Source organism: Bradyrhizobium sp. CCGUVB23, assembly GCF_024199885.1.
Taxonomy (GTDB): Bacteria; Pseudomonadota; Alphaproteobacteria; order Rhizobiales; family Xanthobacteraceae; genus Bradyrhizobium.
Genome location: NZ_JANADQ010000001.1, coordinates 7,717,169 through 7,734,226, shown reverse-complemented (window position 1 = coordinate 7,734,226; position 17,058 = coordinate 7,717,169). Strand labels below are relative to the sequence as shown.

At 58.8% G+C, this 17,058-nt stretch carries 17 protein-coding genes, 2 tRNA genes and 3 pseudogenes; 8 read left to right on the top strand and 14 right to left on the bottom strand.

All coding sequences use genetic code 11. From position 1 onward, the window contains the following. Positions 1-62 precede the first annotated feature (62 nt). Positions 63-256, bottom strand: a pseudogene (locus NLN62_RS36005) (transposase); the annotation flags it as partial. A gap of 984 nt (positions 257-1,240) precedes the next feature. Between NLN62_RS36005 and NLN62_RS36000 the strand changes: the two are divergent. The 3 genes from NLN62_RS36000 (at position 1,241) to NLN62_RS53700 (ending at position 2,486) form a co-directional block, all read left to right on the top strand. Further along, positions 1,241-1,546 carry a hypothetical protein gene (locus tag NLN62_RS36000; protein ID WP_254111951.1) on the top strand — a complete coding sequence of 102 codons (306 nt, stop codon included), beginning with the start codon at positions 1,241-1,243 and terminating at the stop codon, positions 1,544-1,546. A gap of 26 nt (positions 1,547-1,572) precedes the next feature. Then, positions 1,573-2,130: a hypothetical protein gene (locus NLN62_RS35995; RefSeq protein WP_254111950.1), complete on the top strand. Its 558-nt coding sequence runs from the start codon at positions 1,573-1,575 to the stop codon at positions 2,128-2,130. A 206-nt stretch (positions 2,131-2,336) separates the two neighbouring features. Continuing rightward, complete coding sequence (locus NLN62_RS53700; protein WP_371933061.1) at positions 2,337-2,486, top strand: hypothetical protein; 150 nt, start codon at positions 2,337-2,339, stop codon at positions 2,484-2,486. A 153-nt stretch (positions 2,487-2,639) separates the two neighbouring features. Here NLN62_RS53700 and NLN62_RS35990 read toward each other — a convergent pair whose 3' ends face one another. Both NLN62_RS35990 and NLN62_RS35985 read right to left on the bottom strand, forming a co-directional pair. Continuing rightward, entirely contained in the window at positions 2,640-3,062 is a 423-nt protein-coding gene (locus NLN62_RS35990) for a DUF3085 domain-containing protein (RefSeq protein ID WP_245288323.1), read from the bottom strand. Between the two features lie 5 nt (positions 3,063-3,067). Beyond that, positions 3,068-3,304: a hypothetical protein gene (locus NLN62_RS35985; protein ID WP_027528030.1), complete on the bottom strand. Its 237-nt coding sequence runs from the start codon at positions 3,302-3,304 to the stop codon at positions 3,068-3,070. Positions 3,305-4,330: 1,026 nt separating this feature from the next. Here NLN62_RS35985 and NLN62_RS35980 point away from each other — a divergent pair. The 3 genes from NLN62_RS35980 (at position 4,331) to NLN62_RS35970 (ending at position 5,416) form a co-directional block, all read left to right on the top strand. Further along, positions 4,331-4,480 (top strand): hypothetical protein, encoded by a 150-nt coding sequence (locus NLN62_RS35980; protein WP_254111949.1) that lies wholly within the window; start codon positions 4,331-4,333, stop codon positions 4,478-4,480. Between the two features lie 194 nt (positions 4,481-4,674). Continuing rightward, complete coding sequence (locus NLN62_RS35975) at positions 4,675-4,941, top strand: hypothetical protein (RefSeq protein WP_027528031.1); 267 nt, start codon at positions 4,675-4,677, stop codon at positions 4,939-4,941. Between the two features lie 247 nt (positions 4,942-5,188). Continuing rightward, positions 5,189-5,416 carry a hypothetical protein gene (locus NLN62_RS35970; protein ID WP_027528032.1) on the top strand — a complete coding sequence of 76 codons (228 nt, stop codon included), beginning with the start codon at positions 5,189-5,191 and terminating at the stop codon, positions 5,414-5,416. 443 nt (positions 5,417-5,859) lie between these two features. On the opposite strand, the gene NLN62_RS35965 is transcribed toward NLN62_RS35970, so the two are convergent. Then, a complete protein-coding gene (locus NLN62_RS35965; protein WP_254111948.1) occupies positions 5,860-6,219 on the bottom strand; it encodes a hypothetical protein in 360 nt (119 codons plus the stop codon). 173 nt (positions 6,220-6,392) lie between these two features. Between NLN62_RS35965 and NLN62_RS53695 the strand changes: the two are divergent. Further along, positions 6,393-6,599: pseudogene (locus NLN62_RS53695) on the top strand (invasion associated locus B family protein); the annotation flags it as partial. A 181-nt stretch (positions 6,600-6,780) separates the two neighbouring features. Here the strand turns inward: NLN62_RS53695 and NLN62_RS35960 are convergent. The 6 genes and pseudogenes from NLN62_RS35960 to NLN62_RS35940 all read right to left on the bottom strand — a co-directional run bounded on the left by NLN62_RS35960 (position 6,781) and on the right by NLN62_RS35940 (position 12,391). Further along, on the bottom strand, positions 6,781-8,547 hold the full coding sequence (locus tag NLN62_RS35960; protein WP_254111947.1) for a PQQ-binding-like beta-propeller repeat protein: 1,767 nt from the start codon (positions 8,545-8,547) through the stop codon (positions 6,781-6,783). A 284-nt stretch (positions 8,548-8,831) separates the two neighbouring features. Then, on the bottom strand, positions 8,832-9,584 hold the full coding sequence (locus tag NLN62_RS35955; protein ID WP_254111946.1) for an acetoacetate decarboxylase: 753 nt from the start codon (positions 9,582-9,584) through the stop codon (positions 8,832-8,834). A gap of 41 nt (positions 9,585-9,625) precedes the next feature. Next, positions 9,626-10,807, bottom strand: a complete 1,182-nt coding sequence (locus NLN62_RS35950) for a patatin-like phospholipase family protein (RefSeq protein ID WP_254111945.1) — start codon at positions 10,805-10,807, stop codon at positions 9,626-9,628. 186 nt (positions 10,808-10,993) lie between these two features. Further along, positions 10,994-11,260, bottom strand: a pseudogene (locus NLN62_RS35945) (arylsulfatase); the annotation flags it as partial. A 741-nt stretch (positions 11,261-12,001) separates the two neighbouring features. Then, positions 12,002-12,130, bottom strand: coding sequence for a hypothetical protein (locus NLN62_RS53060; RefSeq protein WP_256375345.1), 129 nt, complete (start codon positions 12,128-12,130; stop codon positions 12,002-12,004). 196 nt (positions 12,131-12,326) lie between these two features. Beyond that, a tRNA-Glu gene (locus NLN62_RS35940) sits at positions 12,327-12,391 on the bottom strand. A 240-nt stretch (positions 12,392-12,631) separates the two neighbouring features. Between NLN62_RS35940 and NLN62_RS35935 the strand changes: the two genes are divergently transcribed. After that, positions 12,632-12,949, top strand: a complete 318-nt coding sequence (locus NLN62_RS35935; protein ID WP_156944916.1) for a hypothetical protein — start codon at positions 12,632-12,634, stop codon at positions 12,947-12,949. On the opposite strand, the gene NLN62_RS35930 is transcribed toward NLN62_RS35935, so the two are convergent. The 4 genes from NLN62_RS35930 to NLN62_RS35915 all read right to left on the bottom strand — a co-directional run bounded on the left by NLN62_RS35930 (position 12,910) and on the right by NLN62_RS35915 (position 17,055). Then, the gene (locus NLN62_RS35930) at positions 12,910-14,223 is read right to left on the bottom strand and encodes a tyrosine-type recombinase/integrase (protein ID WP_254111944.1); all 1,314 of its coding nucleotides are present in this window, start codon (positions 14,221-14,223) and stop codon (positions 12,910-12,912) included. The genes NLN62_RS35935 and NLN62_RS35930 overlap by 40 nt on opposite strands. Positions 14,224-14,346: 123 nt before the next feature. Then, positions 14,347-14,420: transfer RNA gene (locus tag NLN62_RS35925), tRNA-Gly, on the bottom strand. A 35-nt stretch (positions 14,421-14,455) separates the two neighbouring features. Further along, a complete protein-coding gene (locus NLN62_RS35920; protein ID WP_254111943.1) occupies positions 14,456-15,520 on the bottom strand; it encodes a 4-hydroxythreonine-4-phosphate dehydrogenase PdxA in 1,065 nt (354 codons plus the stop codon). Beyond that, positions 15,517-17,055 carry a tripartite tricarboxylate transporter permease gene (locus NLN62_RS35915; RefSeq protein WP_027525577.1) on the bottom strand — a complete coding sequence of 513 codons (1,539 nt, stop codon included), beginning with the start codon at positions 17,053-17,055 and terminating at the stop codon, positions 15,517-15,519. Before NLN62_RS35915 ends, NLN62_RS35920 begins: the two co-directional genes overlap by 4 nt. Between the last annotated feature and the right edge of the window lie 3 nt (positions 17,056-17,058).

Genomic DNA, 17,058 nt, shown 5'->3' with positions numbered 1-17,058 from the left:
GAACCTCGGCAGGAAACCATGAGCTTGTTCAGAACAATGTGGGGCGCTCTTGCCGCCTGTACCACCGCGCCCCCCTCGCCCTTGACAAGGCCTGCTGCCATGCAGGCTGCAACCACGCGTTGGAAAATGTGGCGCAGGATCTCGCTCTGGCGCCCTTCCCTGTTCGCCGAGAACGTCCAATGGTGCGGAACCTGTCGTCGAGATTCAGCTTGCAGAACCAGCGGTAGGCAAGCTGCAGCGCTACTTCCTGGCACAGCCAGGCAACCAACGAGATGCGGCATTAGTTTGTCAGCATGAAGCTCGACCTCCATCAATCGTGGCGCGCTTCTTCCTCTTGTCGGTAGCGTATTTCTCGCGCTGCCGTTTGTTGCGGATGCGTATCTTGAATTGCAGGTCGCGGAGGCGTCAGGTCCTCATCTGCACTGATCTGGTACAATTTATGAAAGGACCAAAAACATTCTTGTCGCGCGCCTAGATCACCGAGCGGTAGAGCTCCATCGTTGTAGGATTTACCAGCAGCGATCAACGTTGCAGTGTTTCCAGACGACGTAAGGGTGAGCAGTACAGTAAGCTACGACGGGAACAAAATTGACACGAGGACTATGGTTGCCACCCAAAGGGTACGGCGGTAGGTATCCATAATACCCGCAATACGCGCTATGACGACGCGCCTCTGCCGATTGGATTGGTGCGAAAGACGAAACTGTAATTGCAGCCAGCGCGACAATTGCCGTTGTTGACTTAGACATAGCTCACTCCCCTTCGTGAAACGCGACGCGGTCTTATCACCTCCGTCGCGGGGCCCTCCCCCAAAGGCTATTGGCAGCGGCGAACGTCGCCCTACAAGATTACAGCAGGAATTTGTGGCCGGCGGAATGGGTCTCAGAGGTTAAGTTTCACGGCAGAAATCTAAGAGCTTCCATGTCTCAAATGGGGTCACGAGCCGCAATACTTGCGGTGAGCAAATCTAGTCGGCTCTGTCTCTGAAGCCGAGATTATCGAAGGGTCACACAGCCGGAGCACAGAACCGGACGTCGGGTTCAGCAGATGCGATTTCTGGCGGCGACCAAGGCTCGGCCGATTTAGCCGGCGCATCACTCAGGAAGTTGCTATCGGCCGAATTCGTATAGTCATGTGGGCCACCGACGATAAACTGAAAGACGCTGAACCCAATCGGCTGGAGCGCTCCGCTGCATTCGGGAAAGTGTAACCGAGCAGGCCGGTCGCGGGCAGCACTGAAATGGCTCATGGTTGGATTACCGAGGCGAACAGGGACCGGGCGAGCGCAGGCGTGCCGGCGCAAGCGATCGTGCATCGGGCGTTGTTCCCGCAGGCGTGGCCGTGGACGCTGGCGAGCGGCGTCGCCGATGGGATGTTCGCCGTGATCATCATAGGCGGCTGGCCGGGTAGTGTGGCCTCGGCGCTCGGCCTGCTCGTTGGCATCAATCTGTTCCTGGCCGGCCCGGCGCTGGTGATGACCGCGATTGCCTGTGGCTGCGTCGACCACACACCCGGTCCGCGGGCAATGGCCGGCCGCGCGGCCTGACACCGTCCAGCAAATAGGAGTCGACCGTGGAAGCAATCGCAAAGCCCCATTTGCTTACTGCAGCTTTATCGAAGTTCCGGCGCATCGGATGTTTACTCGTGCTTTTCATGCTCCTCTGTTGCGCGACTGGGCAAAGCTACGGCGCCGATACTCTCGAATGTCCCGAAATCGCCTCGGGGTCGGTTCCCGATCTCAGCGGCGACGCTTCAGGTGGCGGCTTGTTCACAACCGAGAACCGGGTTGACCTCGCCAACGAGATCAATGAGTCAATCAATAAACTCCAAATCGCTGACCCCAATATCTCATGGAGCGATGCGCAGAACGTCCTGGTCGCTGCCTATTGTCGTGTCGTCTCCCGCAAGCCCGGACTCGCCGACGCCGAGAAATGGAGCCGCATGCGCCAGTTCGACGATGTTCTCGAACGGCAGATCGCCGCGAACATGATGCCGGCAGGAACGCTGATCATTGCCAATGTTCCTCTCCCTCCCGACGTCTATCGGGAGCTCAAGAGACAGGCTGTTGGCTCCAGGCAGACGACGGCCCAATTGATGACGGCCATCCTGACACGTGCAGCAGGAAAGTAGCCGCTGGTTGGACAGTAACGCGCCGGGTTCATCTCCCTTGGCATTTGAGCTTGGCGAGTTCGAGCAAGGCGGTTTCACCGGGTTGTCGATTTGGCTTTGTGTCAGATCTGCCGAAAGGGTTCATTTTTCGGCTCATACGGTGGCACGCCAATGACGATCCTTGAATTTCTACGCTCGCACGCATTATCGCTGCCGTTGCTGGCAAGTTGTTCCGCGCCGCCTCCGGCATGGGGCTGGAGGGCCTTGTCTCGAAGCATCGCGACCGACCTTACCAGGCGGGGCGATCAAAGCATTGGATCAAGGTGAAGAACCGGAAGCATCCAGCCATTTACCGAATTATGGATGCGCTCTCGTGATGCGCTGGCGACAGCCGAGCACGATCAAGGACGTAGGCAGCCTAACGGGCGCCTCGGCGTCTGATAGGCGTCGGGGTCGTTGCTTTCAGGGCGTACTCACTTGGCGCGCAGATGCCGGCTCTTGCTGCACTCAGCCATTCGTATCTCGTTTCTTCAATCGTATCGCTCTTGTGCGTGCCGAGTTCGCAACGATTGCCATCGCAGGCTAGCCTTCCCTTTTTCTACGACCGTCACCGTCATCGTGTCGTGGTCGAACATAACCTCGATGTCGCAGCCACCATCGACGGCAGTGCCGATCATTACCGCCTCGACGAATTCCATGCCGTCGCTGTCGCCGAATATAGCCCGTTTGACGACCAACCAATTCTCGAATGGATCCTTAAGCGGGTCGCACTCGTTCGCATAGGCCACGGTAGCACTGCCCTTGGGCCTCGCGCCGTTATGCTTGAGATAGATGCCCTGGCCACCGACAAGCCAGAAACCGGGCAAGCTCTGACCGTTCATGGTGCGCACCGAAACCGGCCATTGCTGCACGGCTTCGTTCCACAGTGCCTTCAGTCTCGTGTAAGGAAACATCAGCTTCACTGAAGTTGGCTCCTTTTCGCCGCGTAGCCATCCATAATTGCGGAGGCGATCTGGTCGCGCGAAGTGACGCACACGATCCGCGTATCATTCGGCAAGGGGAACGTCAGCCAACGGGTTTCGTCATCGTGTGCGGCGATCGCGACGAGAGCTTCGACGTAGGCTGCCTTGTTATCGTCGGCCACGGCGAAGCCTGCATCCGTCAGCGCAGTACGTTCCCGCTCGTCAAACTTCATGGCGTCATCTCGACTTGGATGACGCACGCGATTTATCCGCGCTGACGGCTGAAGCCTTGTTAAATCGCGTCAACGTTGTGAAGTATCGGTAATGTCTGAGCCTCGGCGGAGTCGAGGCTCCGTCGCATCGCGACGATCAGGGCAAGAGGCTAAGTCACTGACTGATCTTCTTTGTCTGCCCCGCGCATCACGATCATCAGCGTCATCTGGCAGCCTCCGCTTCGCTTCATCCCACAGTGCCCGCGTCGAGATGTCGCGCTCCCTCGTTTGCGCGCGATTGTCAGCCTGGAGCTTTGGATCGCCGTAACGCTTGTGATCAATGTCTCCGCGGGCATTTTCCGTCCCCGTGCTGGTCGCAAGCCAGCAACCAACCGTTGACGATTTCCCACTTGTCTCGCCCCCTTGCGTGGAATTTCGGGAGCGGCGAGCGCTTATCTTCTAATTCGCAAAGGAACCTCAACGTAATCGCGGGCGGAGGCTGCCCCGCGATCGATCGAATGAGATTGAAGCCAGCGACGCCATTCGCGAGTAATCAGCAGTTGGCGTTGGATTTGGTAAGTCGACGCGCGTCTTCGCCCCATGAGGCAAGCCCCCGAAAGGTCTTCAGTTAGTCGCGCTGGCTTTGTTAGAGGTGCTCCATTCGAGAGCGTTGGATAGCATCCAGACGGTACCGGGCATCGTCGTGCCGACGGCACCATCGAGCCCGCGATATGAACGAGAGCCCTTAAGGCTTTCTAAAATGGGTTATGACGCTTTCGCCGTCTGAAGTGCCTTCGTTTGGTTGCTTTGTTGTCGCCGGCACCGCCAATGTGGCCTTCTGGGCCTAGTGATTTTCTGGCATCACCGTTCTTTTCTGTGGAGGGCAGATGGGCGACGATCGGACGAATTGGCGTTGCGTCTGGCCAATCGTTCCGTCATCAAACAGCGCTGTCGAGACTGACTTCGTGCGCGCGCTGCCGGCCGGCGTAACCGTTCATGCAGCCCGTATTTACCTCGCCGAGACCACAGCCCGAAGCTGAACGGCGCATGATCTACGATCATGTACCGATCGCGGTCACCGACCTTGCGACGCTGCGGCCGCACGTGGTCGCCTTTGCCTGCACCAGCGGCGGAGCCGTGCTGGCGCTGACGGGGAGACCGCGCCGATCTGCGCATCAGCAAAGAACAGAAGCGTGATCCACCTCGCGAAGATCGATGCCCACTGTTGGCCTTGTTGCGCAATGTGGCGTCCTACCCGATCGTCGCCCATGCATTTACGGAAACTGCCGCCGCGCTGCGGGGCGGGTTTCGTTGTCACCACCTCGAATGAGATTACGGCGATTTAACTGGCTGATTGTGCCGGATCAGGCGATAGCTGCACGCGGCGCGCGATGGCTGCGCGCGGCAAACACCAGCCGCGACGACTTCCACAGAAAGTGATGACGGATATAGAAATCACCGAGGAGTGCCGCGCCTTAATTGCAGCCGAATTCCCTTTCGAGCAGATCGGGCGGCGCTTGCCAAACGGCAACTGGCAGATGCCGGTAGATGCGGAAACGTGGAGGCGGCTGCAGAAGGTGCGGCTGCACGGCGAGTCAATCTCGGACTGCATCATCCGCGTCATCATCATCACCTTGCACCAGCGTGGCTTGCTGTAGAAACGGCAACCCTGCCTTGTATGTTGATATGCTCCTACCATTGCATCCGATGATCGATGTTGAACCCGCAGTCCCTCCAATCCGCATCGCGTACAGACGCCTGGCTGAGTTGGGGCAGCGAGGCGGCAAAGCACAAAAAAATGGCCTATTCAAACAAGCCGAAAATGTTCCGTGTGCGTAACAAGTGCGGACGCTCGGCAGCGACATTAGCTGACCGAAGATGCGACGTCGGCGGTAGTTCCATTCGTTGAAGCGCTTCACAACCAAACAAGTCCTCAAAGCCATCGGCGAGCCGCATCTGCAGCTCATCGATGCCGGCGGCTATTGGTGCTTCGTCTATAATGACAGGACCGCTGGCGTCTTCGACACTTACGACATCTACACGATGCGCCTTAACGACTTTCGCCTTTGCGATTGGGTCGCGGAAGGGCGCGGATTTGTTGCCGCCGTCAAGAACCGCTTTCAGCGGCCTTAAGGGAGGCCGTCCAACTTTAATTCACCCTTGGCAGCGACGACCTTTTCCACTCTGAGCGTGGTACTTTCGAACTCCATAGCTTTGCCATCGAGATTCCTGATCCGGAAGACAATCGGCTTGTCCCCCCGGCGTTCGGCTGAAACTGTCCGTTTGAGTAGCTGATTTGGATTTCCGTCGCCTACTGAGCCAACGCGGCCGACAACGGCAGCATCGTCGCGAAGATCGCCACGGAAGTGAATTTCGTGGTCGTGGTCAAAGCGTACATCATTGGACCTTCCGGACTTGAGACAGATCAAAACTCGACGGCGGAGACATGGCGCGCTCCTTGTCTTGAGCACCCCTTGCCAGTTTCTCGTGCTGGCAGGGCCGGAGCACGACCGGACCATCCCGGAAGCCGTCAATGCGCAATCGCGGACATTCGTTCATATGGCCCATCGATTGGGTCAGGAGCGCGAGCAATTGAGCCGCGCGAGTGGCCCGGAGTTGTAGATAAGAAATAGATCGCCGGTATAGTGGAAATATTCTCCAACAAACTCCTTCGTCACAAACTTGAGTTGGACCTTGTTGTTGCTGGTAACGCGGGGAGTAAGCATTTTCCCGTTGCCGCTCGTTATGGACAGCTTGTTCTTGTCGCCCAACGTCACATTCAGATCGATTGGTTTTGGTCGAACGGCCGGATTAGTCATTTCTTGAACGACCTGCCCTTTGCAAGAGAACTGTTGCTCTGCTGCACCGCTGGGCCTCACCATCGTTGTCAGCAAGATTAAGCTGCTACCCACAGCCAATCGAGTTGCCCGCACCATGACATCGCTCCAATCCGGTACCCGCGTCTTCGATAATCTCACTCATAGCCACTAATTTGGTCAAGGCACGCTTCAGTTGGCTATTTGCGCGTTTGGCCCTTCTCGACCGCCCACGAAACTTGCTCGATGTCGGCTGTCAGAAGTGATCCCGACGTGACCGGCAGCTCACTGTAGACAAGGGCGCCTCGATGCTCGTTCCTTACACGATTTGCTTGGCGAACGGATGTGTGGCGGCAACCGTTCCCGAACCGACATTCCTACGCGAGCTCGACACCGGCAAAATGCTTTCTCTTGAAATGGTCAATTCCAATGTCGTTACCTTCATTGCTTCGTTGTCGCTCGATAACTTTGCAAGCGCTCGACACGGGGTCGCTGCTTAAGTTTTTGAGCAGAAGCTGGAAGGAAATTGGGAACGGCCGACAAACGAAAGCAACAAAAGATAGCTTACCGCATCGACCAACTGTCACGGCAGGCAACGGCCGCTGAGGAAAAGCTCCGGCGCCTCTATGCCCTGGTCGAAGATGGCATCACGGATCGGGCGGTGAGGCGATTGGCGACCGCCTACTTCAATCCAAGTATTGATACCTTGGCGGTTGTGATCTCCGTTGGCCAAAGCACCTCCGTCAGCCCGGTCGCGGTAGCGACGCGCTGGCCCTGCGGGGTCTGAAAGGTGATAACTCCGCCGCCGACCGCGCCACCGATCTTATTGCCCCAGAGCTTGCGGCCCGTATCTGCGTCGAGCGCATAGAAATTGCCGCCCATATCGCCAAAGAAGACAACGCCGCCGGCTGTAGGTACAACGCCGCTCTGAACGGGATAATTGGTCTTCGCGCGCCAACGCCATTTTCCGCTGTCCGCGTTGACGGCGTAGAGCCATCCCGCCCAATCGAACGCGGGATCCGCCTTACCCCACATGTTATACGGATTGATTGAATCCTCCGCCGACCAAGGCGTGTATTTCGGCGTTTGTTCGGCTACCTTGACGGGATCGACCCTGACGGTTGTGCACCATTGAACCTCACCGATCATGACGAGATTGTTCTGCGGGTTGTATGCCGGCCCGTTCCATTCGGCACCGCCGATAGAGCCGGGGCAGAAATGCACGCTCTTTTGTGGCGAGAAAGGTACGTCGACGTTCTCGATCGCCGTGACCGGAAGCCGATAGAGCATCTCCTTCGTGTCAAGGTCGAAGCCGTAGAGATGGCCGTCCTTGGGTGCAACAAGCATAACCCGCTTGCCGGCGGCGGTCGTCACAATTGCGGGCGCACCGGATACGTCCCAATCGTGCCAATCCTTGGGAACGATCTTGAAATGCTCCTTGTAAGCGCCGGTGCGCGCATCGAGGACAATGACTGAGTCGGTGTAGAGATTGCCGCCGGCCCGTACCGGGGCGGCGAAGTCGGGCGATGGATTGCCACCCGGGACATAGAGCAGTCCCGTATCGGGATCGAGCGAATAGGAGGTCCAAGTAGCGCCCCCCGAGATCGGCTGGCCGCGCGCCATGTCCCAACTTGACGTGTTGAGTGGCGAAGCACCTTCTGGGCCTCGGGTAGGATCGCCCGGCTGCTTCGGCACGAGATAGAATTCCCAAACGATCCGTCCGGTCTGGGCGTCGAGCGCATACATGCGCCCCTTCACGCCCTTGAAATCGCCGCCAGCATTGCCGATGAAAACCAATCCGTTCCAGGCAATCGGGGCCGCAGGCGCGCTCTCACTTTTCTTCGGATCAGCGATTGCGGTCTCCCACAGGCGATCACCGGTCTTGAAGTCATACGCGAGCACGCGGCCATCCTGTGTCCCGCGGAAGATCCGGCCGTCGAGATAAGCGACGCCGCGGTTGACGGCCTGCGGCGTCGCTGGCGTGTAGCTCTCATGCTTGCGCCAGTTCTCGCGGCAAGTGGCCGGGTCGATGGAGAAAGTGTCGTATTGTGTCGAGAACAGCAGCGCACCGTTTACGGCGAGGATCCCCGTGTTAAAGCCGGTATAAATGCCTGTATCGTAGCTGCAGAGCACCTTGAGCCGATCCGCGTTCTCCCGGTTGATTTCGTCTAAAGCCGAGAAGCGGTCGGAAGTGAGCGTTTTGTTGTAGCTCGGCCAGTCGCCTGCATCCTTGGTCGCTGATCGTGAGGCGCTTGCCGCCGGCGCGCCATCGAAACCTGGCGCGGTCTCGACCGTCAGTTCGCCTTTGGGCGCGTTGAGATAGCGCACATAATTGATCCCCATGGCGGCGATTGGAACGAACGCGTTCCAATACATATAGATCGTGCCTGCGACCGCAACACCGACGACGGCTATGGTTCCGAGACCAATCTTCATCGCCTTGTTCATGTGGAAACTCCTTTCGCGCAGAAAACCTTGGTACGCGCGTTCGAGCCGATGAGATCCTTGGTTTCGCTTCCTTTCGGACTCCTGACCGCTCCAGCCGAAATGTGTTGGATCCAATCATCCAACCGCTCCGCGATCTTGTTTGGCGAGATCGAAGGTAAACACGCCATTCACTTCGTCTGGCCGTTGCGACACTTCCGATGGCGAAGCGAGCGGTGCCTAGTGCAGCCGGTACGGCAACTTTGTCCGTCAAGCCCATGTTGGCTCCTTTCTTCCCTCGTTTATAATCAGGCCAAATAGTCGAACACGACCTGTCCCAACCCCAGCGTCAGATCAGTGATGTAATGGCTGCCGGAAACGACGCCGCGCACCGGCAAACGGGAAACGTCGCACGATACATGCTCGAAAAGCTCAATAGCGGCAGGGCCAGACCAGGCGCCCTTCAGCGTGACGTCCTCGCAGTAATAGCGCACAAGCTCGCAGATCCGCGGCGTGCAATCCACGTGCGGGATGATCTTGATCATGAAATTGGGCCGAGCGAGGTTTCTCAGCAAAGGCTCTGGATCGAGCTCATGATGCTTGTAGCCCATGGTGGCGGAGACGCAGAGCACTGAGCCATAGTGCAGGGTGCACACCAGAGTTTCGCTCTCATGCGTGATTTTCGGAGCAGCAAGCTTTTTTGGGAAACCCCAGATCTCGCGTCCGCCGGCGATCGGCGCATGATCGTCGAGATACATGGCGTGCACATAGCCGCCCTCCTGCACCACCCCGTCAGCGGCACGAAACCGCACAGGAATGACTTGACCGGTTTCAGTGTAGTCGCCAAAACCGGTGGAGTCCGGCATGCGGATGAACTCGTATGAGACCGTGTCACTGGTCACTTCCAGTGGTTCCGGCACGACTTCCCGCAGCGCATCCACATCGGTACGGTAGCTGATGACAACAAATTCGCGATTGTAGAATTTGTACGGCCCCTTGGGATAGGCGGGGTCGTTGAGTGGCATGGCGAAAGCCTTGGCACGAACATCGGCGAGCTTCATAAATCGGACTCCTGACTGTTGCCGAAATGTGTTGGATCCAATCATCCAACCGCTCCGCGACCTTGTTTGGCGAGATCGAAGGTAAACACGCCATCCGCGTCGTCTGGGCGTTGCAACACCTCAGGATGACGTAGCGTCCGAACCGCATCGTTGTAGCCGGTCTTCCAGTGTTCCTCCATCGTGCGGCGGGAGAACTCATAATCCTTGGAGCTACCTTCATAATTCTTGGCGCGGTAGATCAGCTGTATAAGATTGTAGACTTTCTCATCTGCAAGCTCCGCCAGCCTTTCGGCCTCCGGCGACTGCAGCAGGTCCTTGGGTAGCTTCTTGAGCAGTTTTGCGGCTGTCCGGCGAGCCATCTGCATTTTCTTGAATTGATCGGTCGCGCTGCGTGTGCGGCTGGAGAAGCGGATGTCCTTCTGACGCAATTCAACCTCGGTCAAGTTGCGCGGTAGTTCGCCGCGCGCGCTCCACAGATCGAGCTGAAAAACGAGGGTGTCTTGCCTGGGGTTGCTGTCGAGCAACCATTGCAACGGCGTGTTTGAGACGAGGCCGCCGTCCCAGTAGAATTCTCCCTCGATTTCCGTGGCCGGAAAGCCGGCAGGCAAAGAGCCGCTGGCCATCACATGTTGTGGGCCAATCTGGTCGGTGGCGTTATCGAAGTAGACGAAGTTGCCGTTGCGGACGTTCACAGTGCCTACACTGAAGCGAGTTGCTCCGGCATTTATCAGGTCGAAATCCACCAGGCGCTCGAGCGTAGCTTTGAGTGGAGCAATATCGTAATAGCTCATAGCCGCGGGGCTCATGGACGGATAAACGTAGGGCGGCGGCTGACGGAGTTTGAAGAAACCGGGCGCGCCGAAGAGCAGGATGGAGAATGAGCGGAGCTGGTTGACGATTCTGTGGGCGAACTCGTCTTCGAGCTTAAGCTCATGCAAATAAGGTATTCCCACAGGAGAGTTGCTGACGGTCTCCCAGAATTCCCGTAACCTCTCGACACGCTTCTCCGGCGGATTGCCGGCAATAAGCGCCGAGTTAATAGCTCCGATCGAAATGCCCGCTACCCAGTCCGGATGCAGATTGGCCTCCGCCAGGGCCTGATAAACGCCGCCCTGATAGGCCCCAAGGGCACCGCCGCCTTGCAGCACCAATGCGATCCGCTCGAACGGCGGGCGCTCAGTCGTGATATGGGTCTTTCGCAGCAAAGGCTGACGGCTGGGCATTACGTCCTCCTGTGCTTACTGTGCGTTGCTCCACCGTCCGCGCGTCATTGAACCATCATTCTGGTCCTCATCGCGGTTGCGAGAGCCCCGAAGCCGTGGGTCTGCGGGGCTCTTTTGAGAGTTAGTTATTCGCGTCGGCCCGGGCGTGCCGGATGACCCGATGTTGAGCTGCACCGGCGCGAGCTTGAATGTGCCCGAGACCCCATAGCCCTGATCGTCGGTCATGATCAGCAGAATGTTGGGTGCGCCTTGCGGTGGAACAACGCGCGCGGGCCAATATGGCTTTGACTGGCTGGCCTGCAGGCCGATTTGCCCGCCAAACTTCTGCGGCGGCGGTGGAAGGTACTTGCCATCAATCGTCGTCGTTGCATCGGGCGAGCCCGGCGTGCCGGTGGTTTGTTGCGCCAACGTCGGCGCAATCGTGAGCATGGCCGACATGACAGCGGAGAGCATCAGTGCCAATATTCTCATGATTTTTCCTCCGTGCAGCATCGGGTGAATGGACGGATCGACCGTGGACATGTCGAGCCTTAATGCTCTGCACGGATCGAGCGGATTCCAAAGCCCGCAAAATGGATGTGGGCTCACCCAAAGGGACTCTCCCGGTTCCCGGGAACGAATGCATCTGCATTACGTCGTTATGTCCTCGACGGAGTCCAAGTAGATAAAGAGAATTGCCATTTGTTGATCTACGTCAAAGGCTGTGCTGCCCCTGCGCCAATCCCGCTACACGCAATGACCAAACTTACAAGCTTGTAAGTTTCGTGTAAGCGTACGCCGAACCACCGCCTCCCGCGGGGTCGAAAAAAACAGCCGCGCGGCGCTCGAATTCGGATCGCTTCCGCGCGCTAGAAACAAAAATGCGGATACGAAATTCTGATAGTTGCCGCCCTCGCCTCCTTTGCGGGCACGATGACGCAAGTCCTTCGGACGCGAATGCCGCTGTAATTGGCTTTCGAAGCACAAGCAGGCCAAGGCGGAGCATGGCTCGATTTTTTCTATAACCAGCCCCTGTCTTTCGATTTCTACAATTCCCGCGACAGCGCCACCCGTGCAAAAGCATGCTTTCAGATTAGAAAAGGGGTCCCCCCATCTACCTGGGGCGTTCAGCGAGGTGGGCCGGTCCGCTGGGCCTCCGACAAAAAAGCCCCCTGTGCCCAGGCGCGCGAAGTGCTGGCCTCGAGGCGAGCGAGGCTAGCCTTGAGAGACCACGAACGGCTTGATGCGCCCTTCGACTGGCGAACCGTACCGAAGCTGATCGAGGTAGTCGGCCCAAGCCTGCATCATCTCGACACGCTCGCTCCAGAACTGCGCTGCGTGCATGCAAGGCGCGGCGCACACGGCGCAACGCCTTGTTGCTCTTCGACGAGGGCTGCACTGCGTGCGTTGGAAGAATTGGACCAAGCCACTAACTCGCGCTTTGCGAGGTCGGATCTCGATTGGTGAAAACGCCGTTGGAGAAAAGTTGGAGAAGGGCTGAGAGAATAAGTCTGAAAATGATCTAACCTGTTGAAATCGCTGGCGCTCCCTAGGGGAATCGAACCCCTGTTTCAGCCTTGAGAGGGCCAAGTCGATCCGCTCGATGATCATCCTGAAAATATTTCGGAGATAGCAGCCTATAACCGCACCAGTAACAGCGTGAACGAACCGCAACGAGCGCGAGTCTGCCGCTCATAACGGTTTGGTTGCAGGTTCGAGTTTTGCGGGGCCCGAACTGTCTGCTGGCAGTCGATCATTACAGTTGGAGCTGGCCGCTCTGCTGGCTGGACACGGCAATAATATGTCCAGCTTGCGACATTCTATCCAATTCTTCGACGTCATCTTTTGAGACCTTCAACTCGCAACGAAAATGAACTTCATCGCCCGAACGGATTGTTTGGCGGTCTTAGATTTGACCACAAAACTGCAGCGGCGATGGCGAACCCGGCGGACCGGCTCCCGGTCACAATCGAGCGGCTGGAAAGAGCGCTTGTGCTACTTGCTTATTTCATCGAGCTGGATGGCGACGTGCACGTGCCGATGTACGTGAAATTCGAGGCCGAACTCGCCGAATTGAAAACAAAAGAAGCTATCAAATGTCGGGCGCGGAAGCGTTTGGAGTGCTACCTCAACGAAGGTGGTGGCTTGAAAGCAATTCGCTGAAGGTACTTACGCTTCAACTCGAGAGAAGGTCCCTTGCCGTATTTCGGCTTGTGAGTGTCGTGCCCCATCAGACTATCGATTAAACTGTCCTGGGCTTCGGCTGCAATAAGCCGGTCCTTGAAGCTGTGCCTGAGCGAGTAGACGGTATGGTCCTCCGTTGGACGCAATCCGTTTTCGAGCAGAAATTTGTTGGCAGTCGCAGAGAACGTAGAGGAATTATCACGATATCGGGGGAAGCCCTCTGGCTTCGCTTTCAGGGCCGCCAGCGCCGCACCAACGAGCGGAACTTCGCGCAAGCTGTCGTCTGTCTTAAGTCGTCGACCATCAGGGAGCACGCTCACGTATGGGATCGTAGCCTTTAGGTTGATCGTCTTGCTGTTGAGGTTCACAACCTCGGACGGCCGGAGCCCCGTATCCGCGATAACATAAATGATGTAGCGCGCGTCCTCGTTCAGCCCATCCAGCGCGCCGTCGGCCAAAAGACGATTTTGGATGAATTTGGTCTCGTAAGGAGTCGGCTCCTTGTTGACCTCACCCTTCAGGCGCAGGCCTTTGAACAGATCAGGTAGGCCTAAGCGGCGCAGAATATTCAATTCCTTGATCATGCCACTCAGTTGCCCAATCTCTCGATTGGCGCTTTTTGCAGCTACTCCTTCCTGCACGACGCGATCCCGCCAAAAGTTGCGGAAGTCGATAGCGTCATCAACTGTAAGCTCCGTTATGAGCTTGTCCCCAACGACACTCTCGAAGCTCTTGACCACTCGTTTTCGGGCGTTGCCCCAAATCCTGAGTTGATCGGGCGAGAGATCTAGAACCTGGTCTCTGGTCTCCGCCTCATACTCTTCGAAGATCTTCGAGACTTTAAACACTGGCTTCTTTTTCAAGCCGAGAACTGCCTCTCTGGCGCCCCCGTCATTCACGAGATCCTTGGCGACGAGCGTATCAAGACGCTCTAACCGTTCGGCTGCTGGTGCGGCGACGAGTTGCGCGTTCTCGATGTAATCGAAGCCGAGTTGGCGCGCTCGCCCTCTCGCTGCGTTGTAACTATCCACGCTCTCTTTTGAGTCGCTGTCCGCGAGCGCCCGCCAGTGTTGCTCGAGGCTGCTGTTGAACTTTTCAGCCACCCGTGATGCACGAACCGCGGCGCGGTCTGAAGCAATTCGAATCTTGGTTGAATGCCTCACAACGCCGCGACGGTCGAGATGCGCAAACTCGGTCGGGACGCGACGCGCGAAATGCCAGGTGCCGTTTCGTCTCGTCAAAAAGTCGGGCATAGGAGCGCGGGCGTGTTGGACGTTTTGTTGGACGAAATGTTGGACGTTCTTTCAGGCGAAAATACGGATTTCGCCCGAAATTTCAATAAATAGCTGCGTTTGCTGGGGATAATCTTAGGGGGATGGAGCGGGTGAAGGGAATCGAACCCTCGTATTCAGCTTGGAAGGCTGCTGCTCTACCATTGAGCTACACCCGCATCTGGGCATCCCCTAACACGGCGCGCCGGGCGCCTCAACCGTCCAGACCCCGCCTTTTGGGCGTTGCGAACAGGCTCAGGACGCCGCGGCCCGCACCTCCTTCGCGACGGTCGGCCATCTCGGCAGCGAGCAGGAGCGCGGCACGGCTAGCGCCGGTGGATGCTATCCCCTTGCCTGCGATGTCGTAGGCGGTGCCGTGCGCGGGCGTGCAGATCGGAAACGGAAAGCCGCCGAGCAGAGTCACGCCGCGATCGAAGCCCATCAGCTTCATCGCGATCTGTCCCTGGTCGTGATACATCGTCAGCACCGCATCGAAGGCGCCGTTCTTCGCGCGCAGAAACACCGTGTCGGCCGGGAACGGTCCCTCAGCGACAATGCCATCGCGCTGGCCGGCTTCGACCGCGGGGGCGATGATGTCGATCTCCTCGCGGCCGAAATTGCCGCCGTCGCCGGCGTGCGGATTGAGCCCGGCGACTGCAATGCGCGGCCGCGCAAAGCCGGCCTTGCGCATGCAGCTGTCGGTCAGCTTCAGCGCGCGATGGATGCGCTCAGCGGACAATCGCGCAGCGACGTCCTTCAGCGGGATGTGCGAGGTGACCCGCGCGTTCCAGAGTTCGCCCAGCAGGTTGAACTCGCTCGCCGCGGTCTTGAGCCCGGCGATTTCCGCCGAGAACGCGATCTCGTCGTCATAGTCGGCGCGGGTAAGCCGCATCGCTTGCTTGTTGAAGGGGGTGAAGCAGACCGCATCGACGCGGCCGTCGCGGCCAAGCTCGAGCGCGTGCCGGTAATTGGCCAGCGCGAACCCGCCGCCGGCAAGGCTCGCAACGCCGCGTTCGACCTCCGCCGGATCGAGATGGCCAAGATCGACGAACAACGCGTCGCCCTCCGCCGCGCGGAGATCGGCGCCCTGCTCCACCGTCTTCAGCTCCGGCGTAACGCCGGCAACGCGCGCGCCTTCATCGAAGATACGGCGGTCACCGATCACGACCAGTCGGGCACGGGCGCGGATGTCGTCGAGCGCCACGAGCTTCGCCGTCAGCTCCGGGCTGATGCCGGCGGGGTCTCCCATTGCGAGAGCAACGAGCGGCTTTGCGGTCATATGATCACCTTCTCCTGGCTTGTCGTCTCGTGTGCGGGCGACGTTGGCTTGCGCCAGATGCGCGTGAGCTGCAACACCAGCGGAAGCAACAACAGCGCGATGCCGGCGACCACCAGGCAGGTCACCAGCCGGTTGGCAAAGAAGATTCCGAGCGAGCCCTTGGACATCAGCATCGACTGCCGGAACGCGTCCTCCGCCTTGTCGCCGATGACGATCGCGAGCACCAGCGGCGCCAGCGGATAGAACAGCTTCTTGAAGAGATAGCCGACGATCCCGAAGCCGAGCATCATGACCACGTCGAGATAGGAATTCGACACCGAATAGGCGCCGACGACGCAGATAATCACGATCAGCGGCGCGATAATCACGAAGGGAATCCGCATCAGGGCGGCAAACACCGGTACCGTGAGCAGCACCAGCGCGACGGCGACGATGTTGCCAACATACATCGAGGCGATCAGACCCCACACAAAGTCCTTCTGGTCGACGAATAGCATCGGCCCGGGATTGAGCCCCCAGATCATCAGCCCGCCCATCATCACGGCCGCGGTGGCCGAGCCGGGAATGCCGAGCGAGAGCATCGGCAACAGCGCGCTGGTGCCGGCGGCATGATCGGCCGTCTCCGGCGAGATGATGCCTTCGACCTCGCCGGTGCCGAAGTGGCGGCCACGGCGCGAGAAGCGCCGGGCGATGCCGTAGCTCATGAAGGACGCCGCGGTCGGACCGCCCGGCGTGATTCCCATCCAGCATCCGATCGCCGCACTGCGCAGCAGCGCAACGCCATGCCGCGGCAGGCGCGCCACCGCGCGAAACACCTCGCCCCAGTCGATCTTCGAGGAGACCGCGCGGGCGTGAACCTCCTCCTCGACAGCGACCAGGAGCTCGCCGATACCGAACAGGCCCATCACCGCGACGACGAAGCTCACGCCCTTCACGAGCTCGTCGACGCCCATCGTGAGGCGGACGCTCCCGGAGACCGTGTCGATGCCGATCGCAGCGATCGCAAAACCGATCGCGAGCGCCACGACGGTCTTGATCGGCGCCGCGCCGCCCATACCGACGAAGCTCGCAAAGGCAAGGAAATAGACCGCAAAATATTCCGGCGGCCCGAAAGCGAGCGCGACCTGCGCCACCCATGACGCCAGGAAGGTGATCAGGATGACGCCGACCAGCGCGCCGAACGCAGCCGAGCCGAAGGCGGTAGCGAGCGCGGTCGTGGGCCGGCCGTCGCGCGCCATCGGATAGCCGTCGAAGGTGGTCGCCACCGACGATGGCTCGCCGGGAATGTTGAACAGGATCGAAGTGACGGAGCCGCCGAACAGCGCACCCCAATACATGCTGGAGAGCAGGATGATCGCCGATACCGGCTGCATGCCGAAGGTCAGCGGCAGCAGCAGCGACACGCCGTTCGGCGCGCCGAGCCCCGGCAGCACGCCGACGAGAATGCCGAGCAGCACTCCGATCACCATCAGCACCAGATGCGGCACCGTGACCGCGATCGTGAAGCCGTGCAGGAGTTCCTGGAGATTATCCATCGA